Below are 12,762 nucleotides of genomic sequence, written 5' to 3' on the forward strand. Positions count from 1 at the left end.
TTTCTCTATATTAAATTGTTTGATAAATACATATTTACCAAGATTTGACCAACTTCACTTTTGCAATCCCCCATGGGACTGCTTCAAGTCCTGACGATTCATCATTTAGAAAATCTTCAATTTCAGACTGTCTTGAAGAATCATCAAATAAATTATTGTAATTAAGTTCTAAATTGAATTTCTCACAAAGCCTATCTGCAAGATGGTGACAATGAAAACTGTGAAAATCTCCACAAGGTTCTATACCAATATAGTCATAGCCTAAAAGTAATTCATTTGTATCTTCAGGTTCAACAATTACCTTCTTCAAACATGCATAAAGGCCGACCTCTCCTATATTAGGAAAAGCAGGTTTATAAATTTCAAGAATATCCTGTCTATATTCTTCATCAATATACATTGATAATAAGTGAACATTTTGACAATGCTCAAAGAATTTATGCTTATATTCTAAAGCAGTTTCAATATCGTAAAAGAGGCTGATCCAACCAACCTGATCTTGCAAACTATGTTGATCAGCCCACTTCCGCAAGTTACTCAATTGCAAATTAGACAAATTAAACTGGCTTTGTACATCTTCTATTTTAAAATGAGCATTTTTAACGCATGAATAAGACCAATTGCTAATCAAATGATCATTAATGCAAGAACTGCAAGTACGAATAAATTGATTAGCCCTGTTCAATAATGCATGCTGTTTAAGCTGCAACAAATAATAGCCAGCAAAATAATAGGCCATCCATCAATCCAGCCATTGAAGCTGTTCACGCAGACTCACCACATCACCAATAATCGTCAATGTAGGCGCCTGAATTTGGTATTCACTGACTTTAGATGCAATATCTGCCAATGTCCCGACCACGACTTTTTGTTCAGGCGTCGTCCCTTTAGAAACTAATGCGACAGGCATGTCTGGACGCTGCCCATGCGCGATGAGTTTCTCACAAATTTTTTCTAGACCGACCAAGCCCATATACAGCACCAGTGTTTGATTTTGATAAACCAGTTCACGCCAAGGCAGCTCAGGCGAGCCTTCTTTGAGATGACCCGTCAGGAATCGTACACTTTGCGCATAATCACGATGCGTTAAAGGAATACCGGCATAAGCTGAACAGCCAGATGCAGCTGTAATTCCTGGAACGACTTGGAAGGCAACGCCTGCCGCAAAGAGTTCCTGAATTTCTTCTCCGCCGCGGCCAAAGATAAACGGATCTCCGCCTTTTAAACGGCAAACTCGCTTACCTTCTTGCGCATACTTCACCAATAAAGCATTGATGCTTTCTTGCGGTACGGCATGGTTTGAGCGCGCCTTGCCGACATAAATTTTTTCCGCATCACGGCGGCATAAATCCATAATTGCAGGTGATACTAAACGGTCATAAATCACCACATCCGCCTGCTGCATTAAACGCAGCGCTTTCAATGTGAGCAGTTCAGGATCACCCGGACCAGCCCCCACCAGATAGACCTCGCCTTTCGGCTCAGGCCATTGCTGCAATGCCTGTTCAATCAAACGGTCAGCTTCAGCCAAATTGCCATTAAAGACCTGCTCTTTCAGCGGACTTGCATACAAGTCTTCCCAAAAGATGCGGCGCTTGTCTGGATTTTCAATTTTTTCTTTCACTGCACTGCGCCATTTGCCCGAAAATTCAGCCAATGCGCCCATCCCTTGCGGAATGGCTGCTTCTAACTGTGTACGGATCTGACGTGCAAGGACTGGAGATGCGCCATTGGTCGCAATAGATACCACCAGCGGTGAACGGTCAATAATTGCAGGCACCATAAAACGGCAATGCGGAGGATCATCGACACTATTGACCAGCACATTTTCAGCTTCACAATCTGCAAATACAGTTTGATTTACAGCAGCTTCATCTGTCGCTGCAATGACTAAACGGTATTTACGCAGCGCGATATGCTGACTATATTGCGCCTGAACAAATTGACCGCCGCTCTGCTGCACAAGACCCAGCAGGCCTGCATCAATTTCAGGTGAAATAACATCAATGACTGCACCTGCTTTTGCCAGAAGCACAGCCTTACGGTATGCAATATGGCCGCCGCCCACAATCAAACAAAGCTGCTTTTGCAGCTTCAGTGAAATTGGAAAAATATCCACACAAACCTCAAAACTATAGTGCTGATGGTCAGAGGGCTAGCATACGCTAGCCCTCCTGCACATCTGATTAGTCGATGTATTCAGCACCGCCCATATATGGACGCAGCACTGCTGGAATTTCAATCGAACCGTCAGCACGCTGATAGTTTTCCATTACAGCAAGCAATGTACGGCCTACAGCTAAACCTGAACCGTTCAGTGTATGCACGAATTCAGTTTTCTTTTGGTCTGCACGGTAACGCGCTTTCATACGGCGCGCTTGGAAATCCCCCATGTTTGAGCATGAAGAAATTTCACGATATGTATTTTGGCTCGGGACCCATACTTCTAAGTCATAAGTTTTGGCTGCGCCAAAGCCCATGTCGCCGCCGCACAGAATAATCTTGCGGTATGGCAGACCTAATGCTTGCAAAATACCTTCCGCATGGCCAGTCAAATCTTCCAGCGCCTGCATTGACGTTTCAGGTTTTACAATTTGAACCATCTCAACTTTGTCAAACTGGTGCTGACGGATCAAACCGCGCGTATCGCGGCCATAAGAACCTGCTTCACTGCGGAAACATGGCGTATGCGCAGCATATTTCAGTGGCAGACGGTCGGCATCAATAATTTCGTCACGTACAAAGTTCGTTACCGGCACTTCTGCAGTTGGAATTAAATAGAATTCTTTTTCGCCTTGAAGCTTGAACAAGTCTTCTTCAAATTTAGGCAGCTGGCCTGTACCGCGCAGTGAGTCCGCATTTACAAGGTAAGGTACATACGCTTCTGTATAGCCATTTTGGTCAGTATGCGTATTCAGCATGAACTGCGTAATTGCACGCTGTAAGCGAGCCAATGGGCCTTTTAATACGCTGAAACGAGAGCCAGTTAATTTTGTTGCTGTTTCAAACTCCAAACCGCCCATCATTTCGCCTAGGTCAGTATGGTCTTTGATGTCAAAATCAAAAGTACGAGGCGTGCCCCATTTTAAAACTTCAACATTGTCAGATTCGTCTTTGCCTTCTGGCACAGAATCATCAGGCAAGTTTGGAATAGATAATGATTTTTCTTCAAGCTCTGCCTGCAATTCAGCCAAAGCGACTTCTGCCGCTTTAATTTCATCGCCAATCGCAGACATGCGCGCCATGATTTCAGAAGCATCTTCACCGGCTTTTTTAAGCTGGCCAACTTGCTTTGCACCCGCATTACGTTCTGCCTGCAAGGATTCTGTTTTAGACTGAATTTCTTTACGGCGGGCTTCTAATGATGCCCATTCTTCAACGTTAAGCTGTACACCACGTTTCGCCAAGGCTAAATTTACAGCCTCAATATTATTTCTGAGTAATTTCGGGTCGATCATAGCCAATCTTTTGGAAAGAAAAAAACTGGCTATAGTGTAAGCTCTTCACAATAAAAAATACAGTCAAGCTGATCATGCCTGCGCCTTATTAAAGCAATATCAGCAGGATTCGCTTCAAATCCTGCTGCACAGCCTTATTTTGAATTTTTAGGCAGACTTGGCAAATATTTTGACTGAATCAAAGCCGCTGCTGACTCATACGGCAGTTTCAGCTCCGTCATGCCTTCTGCATAACTTGCCAATTCATAGAGCGGATAAACAAATACAATACCATTGGCGCCATAATAGTAATTATCGCTTAATTTCAGCTGCGATTTTTCAATCTGACGGTTATACAGCCAATTGGTATTTGCCTCATACAACGCTTCTAGAACTTTTTGCTCTGCGCCCTGATTTAAAATATCATGCAGCGCCAAACGCTTCTGATTTTTTAAATCAAAATTGACATATTCAATATGGTACAAACCATGCGCAGCTCCTGAACTATAGCTATAGCTGGCCATCGCAAAAGTCGCAATATCATACTGCTGCCCCATATAACGGACACTGATGCTTTGCTGATTCAGCTTTGCCGGATCCGTTTCTTCAGCGGCCTGCGGCTGAATTTCAGAAAAAGCGACTGGTTCAGCCTTACGGATACGGTCTGCAAAATATTCATCAATCCATGCTGCATTACTTTTTACCGTTTGCAGGTCAAATTGAGTACAGCCCTCTTTTTCACATACATTTTTATTAAAGCCTTCCATAGGCACAGCCTGCACTTGCAGCAACTGAATGGACGCTGCGGCTGGGGCAGATGCCTCCGCTTGCGGCTCTGCCGGCACTTCACGCGGCTGACAGCCAGTTAAAACTGCTGCTCCCAGCACTGCTGCCGCCAGCAGTCCAAATTTAAATTGTGCTGGTTTCATCAGATCTTCCATAGCAACTTCATTATTTAGTTCAATGATTTTTCACATTTTACTAAGTGCACAGCTCAGCTCAATTTACAAAGTGTATCTAAAATAGCCTTTTAATCTCTATTGCTCAAAACTGCAGCGCAAAAATACAAAAAGCAGGCCTAAGCCTGCTTTTTAAAATGTGTCATCCGCTTATTGATCAATGATGTCTGTCCCTTTAGGCGGCGCAAAATTAAACGTAGATGCTGGGATAGAGGCATTCACTTTGACATTATTAAAACGCACATAAGTCGTTTGACCCAAAGAATCAGCAAGAATCATCAAGGTCGGCGCTTTATTTGCGCCAAAACTAATGGTTAAGCTTTGAAACACGCCATCTTTTTGTTTTGGATAGAGTGTGTAATAGGTTTTTGTTTTATCTGGCTGTGTTACACGGTATGAGCTCATGATTTGGCTGGTATTGCCAGAGAGCAGCAATGCAGGCGTATTTGCCACTTGCTCATCTAAACTTTGGCGTACAGCCTGCTGCAAGTCTGGATCATAAATCCATACTGTTTTACCTGAAGTCACAATAGTCTGTTTCGCTGGACTGGTTGTTTCCCAGTAGAATTTGCCTGGACGCTCAACGTTCATGACACCTTTAAAGGTCTGGTTCATATGCTGTGCAGACAAGCCTTGTTTTTTCACAGGCTTACTGCCGCCCGTAACCTTAGATGTCTGTTCAAAATTCGCGCTTAAACTGCGGATGCCGCTGAGCTGCTTCACTAAACCTGCAGTCGCCTGCTGCTCCGATGCTGCAACTGGAGCAGCCAACACAGTTGTACTCATCATCGGCACAGTCAGCGCTGAACCCAATGCGATTGCACATACGGTTTTACGAAGCATATTCATAATTCACCTTTTTCTAGTTAGAGCAATTTAATGTATGAAATTATCTTAAACCAATTTGAATAGCTAAAATGATAGAAAATAAGACGTTTTGTAGTCTTATTTATGCAAAATGGCTGTTTTTATTCATCATGATGGAGATAAATACCATAAAAAAGCCCCTGTAAAAACAGAAGCTTTTTTGCAGTATTAAATTAATTCGGCTATTTCCACTGCCAGCCTATAGAAAGGCCTGCACCGAAATCTCCTTCAGTATTTGCAGTCGCTGCTAGTTTATAGACATATTTATTATTGTCCGAAACGCCGCTAAAGCCAACTGCAAAACCCTGTTCACTTTCCCATGTTCCTACACCTGCACTCAGCATGCTCAAGCCTGCTTCCGTCGGTTGCGGCAAGGATGCGATGGCGATACTCGATGCAACCGCTGCATGCAATCCATCTTCTAGATGGTCCACCCTGCGGTTTAACTCAGCAACCCGGTTATCGGTATAACGTTTTGACTCATTTAAGCTATCAACTCCATCACGTCCTGATGGTCCTCTCAGACTAAGCAGCCATTCTGCTTGGCTTCCTTCAAAGCCATTGTTCGCTGCAACTTCATATGCGCTTAATCCAGTAACACCTTGTTCACCTTTCTCACCTGCAACACCTTGCAGTCCTGCTGGACCTTGTAGTCCTGCTGGTCCTGCCGATCCTGGTTCACCTTGCGGTCCTGCTGGCCCTTGTGGCCCTGCTGGTCCTGCCGATCCTGGTTCACCTTGCGGTCATTCTGGCCCTTGTGGCCCTGCTGGTCCTACTGGTCCTTGTTCACCTTTTGGCCCTTTCGGTCCTGAATGCTCTTCATGACCATTACCATTACCATTGCCGTGTTCTTCATGTCCTTGTCCATTCTCAGCACCATTGGAATGGTGAGCATCCTCACCAAGTGTTGCCCAAGCGCCTCCACTAAAGGCCAGCATACTGCTTAGCAGCAATAGTTCTGGCATATGGTGTAAGCCTCGTGTCACTTTGCGAGCAGAAAAACCAGACAAATATTCAGTATTTTTTGACATTGCAGAGCAATTTACCGTTACGCGTCTTTCAGATTCCTTATCAGAAAGCTTTTTACTTTTAGAACAGGCTTGAGTGAATAGACTTTTTAATATCATGTTCATGCCCTTGTCCTTTTTATCATCTAGAGTTTCATTAGACTCTCTTAATAATGTGATGTAAATAACATTAAATTGCATATTTGAGACTCAATTATTATTAAATATTTCTAATGAATACTTTATTCTTTTAATGAAATTTAATTTATTGTTTTAAGCAAATTATTTTAAATAATATTTAATTGGCATAAAAAAACCCGCATAAAATGCGGGTTTTTTCTATCTCAGCTATTACGCGTCAACAGATACGTAGCGACGGCCAAATTGACCTTTCACTTCGAATTTTACTACGCCGTCAGCAGTAGCAAATAGTGTATGGTCACGACCCATACCTACGTTAACACCAGCGTGGAATTCAGTACCACGTTGACGAACGATGATGTTACCAGCAGTTACAGTTTGACCACCGTAAACTTTAACACCAAGCATTTTAGGGTTCGAATCACGACCGTTCTTAGTCGAACCACCGGCTTTTTTAGATGCCATGTCTCTTTACTCCTCGTAATTAGCCTGAAATAGCTGTAATTTTCAACTCAGTGAACCATTGACGGTGACCTTGCTGTTTACGATAGTGTTTACGACGACGCATTTTGATAATGCGGATTTTGTCGTGACGACCATGGCTAACTACTTCAGCAGTTACTTTAGCGCCAGCTACAACTGGTGCACCAATTTGAACGCTGTCACCGTTAACAAGCATCAACACGTCATCAAACGTAATTGTTGAGCCAGTTTCAGCTTTCAATAATTCTACTTTAAGGGTTTCACCCTCAACAACACGGTGCTGTTTACCACCGCTTTGGATAACTGCGTACATAACGTACTCCAAACATGCCCGTGTCGACGTGCCGGTAAAGGAATATACCGATCTTAAGACGACCGCCACTGGGGTTGTACAAGGGCAAGGATTTTAAGTGATAATCCGCCAAACAACAAGTCATTTGCACAAATTAATAGCCATATTTAACGATTATTTAATAAACAGCGGCTTATCAGCTGATCATTTTTTATCTAAGGTAATGTGCAGGATAAAAAATGACATAGATTTTTAAAATCTATTCGCTACTATAGACAGCATAAACAAAGGCAAATATAAGGTTTGCCAATATAACAGCATTACAGATTCGCACTGAAAGATTAGAAATAGAGAGTTGTCTGATTTTTTCACTCAACTTTAAATCAATCACTTGGCTTTCTATCTGCATTTCTCAGCGCAAATTGTTACACTAGCCACAGCCAACTCCAGATAAATTGAGGTTTTTCTTCACATGACCATCGACTTTAAGCAAGACATTCTCGCACCTGTTGCTTCAGACTTTGCCGCGATGGACACATTCATTAATGAAGGGATTACTTCTAAAGTTGCTTTAGTGATGGCCGTCAGCAAACATGTCGTAGAAGCTGGCGGAAAACGCATGCGCCCGATCATGTGCTTATTGGCGGCTAAAGCCTGCGGCGCAGAAAATTTAGAAAAGCACCGCAAGCTGGCTGCAATTATTGAAATGCTGCATACCGCAACTTTGGTACATGATGATGTGGTCGATGAGTCTGGCTTACGCCGCGGCCGCCCTACGGCTAACGCAACATGGAATAACCAAACGGCAGTACTGGTAGGCGACTTTCTTATCTCGCGCGCTTTTGACCTGCTTGTCGATCTGGACAATATGGTTTTATTAAAAGATTTTTCAACAGGTACGTGTGAAATTGCCGAAGGCGAAGTTTTACAGCTTCAGGCGCAGCATCAGCCAGATACTAATGAACAAACTTATTTAGATATTATTCACGGCAAAACATCCCGCTTATTTGAACTGGCAACTGAAGGCGCAGCAATTATCACTGGCACAGAACAGTACCGTGAGCCGCTGCGCAAGTTTGCTGGCCACTTTGGCAATGCCTTCCAAATTATTGATGATATTTTAGACTACACCTCTGATGCTGAAACATTAGGTAAAAATATTGGTGATGATTTAATGGAAGGCAAACCGACTTTACCGTTAATCTCTGCTTTGGCAAATACACAAGGCGAAGAACACAGCATCATCCGTAAAAGTATCGCTACAGGCGGCACAGCGGATTTAGAACGTGTAATTCAAATCGTGCAAACATCTGGCGCTTTAGAGTATTGCTCACAGCGTGCAACAGAAGAAACAGATGCTGCGCTGCTGGCGCTTGAAGCTTTACCAAATACTCAGTACCGTGAAGCGCTGCGCAACTTGGCAAAGCTGGCGCTGCACCGCATTCAATAAGCACTTAAAAACTATACCCTTGCCTATGCATATAAAATTAAATGATTTATTTTTAACCATGCAGCAGCAGCTTGAGCAGCCTCAAGCTGCTTTGGATGAGCAATTGCTCATAGAGCTGATCAACCGCATACGCCCGCTAGACAGCAAAAACAGCCATGAAATCCATCAAAAATTTCAAGCTCTTTTACAAGCCCTGCTGCTGACACCAGATGCAGCCAGCACGCTGCAAAGCTTTACTTTAAAAATCATCAGCCGCTATAAGCAGACCAGTTTGTATGCTGACACTGGTATTTTATCTTTAGATGGTTTTTGGGCGCAGCTTTCACAACGTTTAGGCGCACATTTCTTACCGCTCATTGATGATACAAGCCAGCTGCAAGATTTAGTCCGCCGCGTTTTTCATCAGCGCAGCGATAAATATTGGCTGGACAGCATAGACGAGCAAGATTGGCAAAAGCTGTTCCGCCTGCTCAATCAAGGCCACAGCAGCCAAGACGAAAAAAAACAAATCCGCAGTGAGCTGATCAAAGCCATTACTGTTTTGTCTTACCGTGTCAGCGGCATTGGTTTATATCCTGAATTTATTAATGCGCAGCCTGAACTGACTGAATACGAGTCACCCTTCCTCGTTCAGAACCGTGAAATCAATGATTTCATTCAGCAATATAAAACTCTGCACCAAAATGCAGAGCAAATGAGCGCCGTCATTCCGCCTGATGCATCTCAAGCCTTAGTCATGCTGGATCAGTGCCGTGAAGTGGTGCTGAAAATCCGCCGCGCAACTAAGCGTGTTGGCGTCAGTGTGAGTTTGACCTATTTACTGTCACTGCTTGAACAGTCTTTAGACCGCATCGAAATTTTACTCAACTTAATTGTTGAAGAAGACGATGTCCGCTACAGCTCGCTTGGCTCCTTGCTGGTTGATATTACCGATGCCCTATACAGCGAACGCAGCGTGCGCTCTTTGCTTGCGACCAACAGTGAACTCATGGCGCTGCAGGTTACTGAAAATGCAAGCAAGACTGGAGAGCATTATGTAAGCACAGATAAAAAAGGCTTTGTTTCCATGTATAAGTCCGCAGCTGGCGCGGGCATTATTATTGCGATTATGGCGACACTGAAAACCTTAATGATGCGCGCAAGCCTTGCGCCGCTCATGCAAGCCTTCAGTTACAGCATGAATTATTCATTGGGTTTCATGCTGATTCATGTGCTGCATTTTACAGTTGCCACCAAACAGCCTGCGATGACTGCAGCCGCCTTAGCCTCAACTGTACAGCACCGCAAAGGCTCCAAAACAGCACAAATTGCAGAATTAGCCGCATTGATTATTAATATTATCCGCACCCAATTTATTGCTATTTTAGGCAATATTTCAATTGCGATACCTGTTGCTGCTCTCATCACAATCGGCTGGGAAATGACGCTGCATGAACCGCTGATGAATCATGTTAAAGCAGCCAAAACTTTGCATGACCTGAACCCTTTCACCTCATTAGCTATTCCTCATGCAGCAATTGCCGGCATTTGCCTATTTTTATCCGGCTTGCTGGCAGGCTATTTTGACAATATGGCCATCTACCGGAAAGTCGGCCCGCGCATGCAGGCGCACAAAAAGCTTAGATCACTGATGGGTCAGGAGCGTTTAAATAAGTTTGCCGCTTATATAGAGCGTAATCTTGGCGCACTGGCGGGCAACTTTATCTTTGGCATCATGCTCGGCAGCATGGGAACCATCGGCTATATTTTAGGTCTGCCTTTAGATATCCGCCATATTGCCTTTGCTTCTGCAAACTTTATTCAAGGTTTGCTTAATATCAATGACAGTCCAGATATTGGCCTGATTATTGTTTCTTTTTTAGGTGTGCTGCTGATTGGCCTGACTAACTTATTTGTCAGCTTTACACTGACCATTATTGTGGCTCTTCGAGCGCGGCGTGTACGCTTTGAACAGTGGAAACCTTTAGCAAAACTGGTTTTAACCCACTTGCTGACCCGCCCAAGCGATTTTTTCTGGCCGCCGAAAGAACCTCTAGAAGTTAATGATGCAAATAACGCACAGAAACACAGCCACTAATTTGTTAATTTACTTTATTGGATGTTACATAAACACCAAAAAGAAATTAGCATAATTTACACACACTTGAAATAAAGTGTACTGATGAGTACACTTTAAACCATCAATTAATTGGACTTGCTCCAGTTAAGATACAAGGATTCAAGCATGCCCAAGCGATTGCTTTTCCTCGGCTGTTTCATGTTAATTTTCAGTATTTTATTGCTGATATTTCCAACATTGAATAGGTTTGACCTTTCCGTTTTGGACTGGATGCACGCGCACCGCAATGCCGCATTCAACACTGCAGCCATAGGATTTTCCATCGCGGGAGGCATGCCTTTTGTATTATTTATAACCACGCTATGGTGTTTACAGTCAGCATGGTATAAAAAATATTCACTTATTGCTTTTATCAGTATAGGAATTTTAGGAAGTATAAGCCTGACATGGCTTTTGAAATACCTTATCTCCCGGCCGCGCCCACCTGAAATGTATTTTCTGGTGAACACCTACGGAGATTCATTTCCAAGTGGGCATAGCCTCTATGCCGCAGCATTGGGGTGCTTAGGGTTATACATCTATCAGCAGTATACACAGCGTAAATTGATTTATCTGTTTATTTGTACATGGGTTCTGCTGATGGGTTTTTCAAGAGTATATGCAGGCGCTCATTATCCTTCCGATGTACTTTCCGGCTGGGGAATAAGCCTTATTTGGATCACGTTTTTATATGCGGTATTGAATAAACAGCAGCTGCGTAAACTAAATAATGAATTTTGATAAAAATCTAATTGAGGTGGAAGAATGATGTCTGCAAAGCTTTGGGCTCCGGCCCTGACTGCTTGCGCATTAGCAACAAGTATTGCACTTGTAGGCTGCAGCAAAGATCCAAAGGAGGCACAGCAAGCTGGCGCTGCTCAGCAAATGCCTCCAACTGAAGTTGGAATTATTGTTGCTCAGCCGCAAAGCGTGGAACAGTCTGTAGAACTTTCAGGCCGTACTACAGCATTTGAAATTTCCGAAGTGCGACCGCAAGCCAGCGGTGTCGTTCTGAAACGTCTTTTTGCTGAAGGCAGCTATGTCCGCGAAGGCCAAGCACTGTATGAAATCGACTCTAGCACTAACCGTGCAAATGTCGATAACGCACGTGCGTCTATTGCCAGCGCTGAAGCAAACTTAAACGTTTTACGCGTTAAAGAAGGCCGCTACCGCCAATTGGTAGGCACAAACGCCATTTCTAAGCAAGAATATGACGACATTGCTGCACAAGTGAAACTTGCTGAAGCAACATTAAACGCCAACCGCGCTACGTTAAAAAATGCTGAAATCAACCTAGGTTATTCAACTGTCCGTGCGCCAATTTCAGGTCAAACGAACCGCTCTACAGTCACTTCAGGCGCATTGGTAACCGCCAATCAGGCAGATCCGCTGGTAACTATTCAGCGCTTAGATCCAATCTATGTTGACATTAACCAGTCAAGCGCTGAATTGCTTCGTTTGCGTCAGCAGCTGAGCAAAGGCGCTCTCGACAGCAGCAACAACACGAAAGTGAAGTTAAAGCTTGAAGATGGCAGCGAATACTCACAAGAAGGCCGTTTAGCTTTTTCTGATGCAAGTGTAAACCCAGATACAGGCACAGTTACTTTGCGCGCAGTATTCCCGAACCCGAATCACCTGCTGCTTCCGGGCATGTTTGCAAATGCAAAAATCGTACAAGGCGTAATTCCAAACGCTTATTTGATCCCGCAAGCTGCAATTACACGCACCCCGACAGGCCAAGCAATGGCAATGCTGGTCAATGAAAAAGGCGCTGTTGAACCTCGTCCTGTAACTACTGCAGGCGTTCAAGGTAAAGACTGGATCGTAACAGACGGTTTGAAACCGGGTGAAAAAGTCATTGTTGACGGTATTGCAAAAGTAAAACCTGAACAGCAAGTTACTGCTAAACCTTACCAGCCAAAAGCTGTGCCTCAAGGTGCACCAAGCGCGGCAAGCCAAGCTAAACCTGCTTCTGAAGCAGAAGCTAAACCAGAACAAAAATCTACTTCAAATTCATAAGGGGTAGAC

The 12,762-nt window shown here is 43.7% G+C and carries 14 protein-coding genes; 4 read left to right on the plus strand and 10 right to left on the minus strand.

The genetic code is table 11. The features are described from left to right. Positions 1-34: 34 nt before the first annotated feature. The 10 genes from D7V32_RS04830 to rplU form a co-directional block, all read right to left on the minus strand. Positions 35-739, minus strand: coding sequence for a hypothetical protein (locus D7V32_RS04830; protein ID WP_120401776.1), 705 nt, complete (start codon positions 737-739; stop codon positions 35-37). A 3-nt stretch (positions 740-742) separates the two neighbouring features. Further along, positions 743-2,119, minus strand: coding sequence for a siroheme synthase CysG (gene cysG / locus D7V32_RS04835; protein WP_120401777.1), 1,377 nt, complete (start codon positions 2,117-2,119; stop codon positions 743-745). Positions 2,120-2,186: 67 nt separating this feature from the next. Continuing rightward, positions 2,187-3,458, minus strand: a complete 1,272-nt coding sequence (serS, locus tag D7V32_RS04840) for a serine--tRNA ligase (RefSeq protein ID WP_120401778.1) — start codon at positions 3,456-3,458, stop codon at positions 2,187-2,189. Positions 3,459-3,592: 134 nt separating this feature from the next. After that, on the minus strand, positions 3,593-4,366 hold the full coding sequence (locus D7V32_RS04845; RefSeq protein ID WP_120401832.1) for an RsiV family protein: 774 nt from the start codon (positions 4,364-4,366) through the stop codon (positions 3,593-3,595). A 180-nt stretch (positions 4,367-4,546) separates the two neighbouring features. After that, positions 4,547-5,245 carry an outer membrane lipoprotein chaperone LolA gene (lolA, locus tag D7V32_RS04850; protein WP_120401779.1) on the minus strand — a complete coding sequence of 233 codons (699 nt, stop codon included), beginning with the start codon at positions 5,243-5,245 and terminating at the stop codon, positions 4,547-4,549. Between the two features lie 200 nt (positions 5,246-5,445). Continuing rightward, on the minus strand, positions 5,446-5,697 hold the full coding sequence (locus D7V32_RS17230; RefSeq protein WP_171407581.1) for a YadA C-terminal domain-containing protein: 252 nt from the start codon (positions 5,695-5,697) through the stop codon (positions 5,446-5,448). A 152-nt stretch (positions 5,698-5,849) separates the two neighbouring features. Next, on the minus strand, positions 5,850-5,999 hold the full coding sequence (locus D7V32_RS17235; protein ID WP_213072541.1) for a hypothetical protein: 150 nt from the start codon (positions 5,997-5,999) through the stop codon (positions 5,850-5,852). 7 nt (positions 6,000-6,006) lie between these two features. Continuing rightward, complete coding sequence (locus D7V32_RS04860; RefSeq protein WP_120401781.1) at positions 6,007-6,471, minus strand: collagen-like protein; 465 nt, start codon at positions 6,469-6,471, stop codon at positions 6,007-6,009. A gap of 150 nt (positions 6,472-6,621) precedes the next feature. Next, complete coding sequence (gene rpmA, locus D7V32_RS04865) at positions 6,622-6,876, minus strand: 50S ribosomal protein L27 (RefSeq protein WP_120401782.1); 255 nt, start codon at positions 6,874-6,876, stop codon at positions 6,622-6,624. Between the two features lie 19 nt (positions 6,877-6,895). Continuing rightward, positions 6,896-7,207, minus strand: a complete 312-nt coding sequence (gene rplU, locus D7V32_RS04870; RefSeq protein WP_120401783.1) for a 50S ribosomal protein L21 — start codon at positions 7,205-7,207, stop codon at positions 6,896-6,898. 451 nt (positions 7,208-7,658) lie between these two features. Between rplU and sdsA the strand changes: the two genes are divergently transcribed. From sdsA to D7V32_RS04890, 4 genes are all read left to right on the plus strand, one after another. Continuing rightward, a complete protein-coding gene (gene sdsA / locus D7V32_RS04875; protein WP_120401784.1) occupies positions 7,659-8,636 on the plus strand; it encodes an All-trans-nonaprenyl-diphosphate synthase in 978 nt (325 codons plus the stop codon). Positions 8,637-8,661: 25 nt separating this feature from the next. Beyond that, complete coding sequence (locus D7V32_RS04880; protein ID WP_120401785.1) at positions 8,662-10,713, plus strand: site-specific recombinase; 2,052 nt, start codon at positions 8,662-8,664, stop codon at positions 10,711-10,713. Positions 10,714-10,860: 147 nt separating this feature from the next. Further along, a complete protein-coding gene (locus tag D7V32_RS04885) occupies positions 10,861-11,475 on the plus strand; it encodes a phosphatase PAP2 family protein (RefSeq protein WP_120401786.1) in 615 nt (204 codons plus the stop codon). Between the two features lie 24 nt (positions 11,476-11,499). After that, entirely contained in the window at positions 11,500-12,753 is a 1,254-nt protein-coding gene (locus tag D7V32_RS04890; RefSeq protein ID WP_120401787.1) for an efflux RND transporter periplasmic adaptor subunit, read from the plus strand. Positions 12,754-12,762 lie beyond the last annotated feature (9 nt).

The sequence above is a fragment of the Acinetobacter tianfuensis genome, from assembly GCF_003611465.1.
Lineage (GTDB): Bacteria > Pseudomonadota > Gammaproteobacteria > Pseudomonadales > Moraxellaceae > Acinetobacter > Acinetobacter tianfuensis.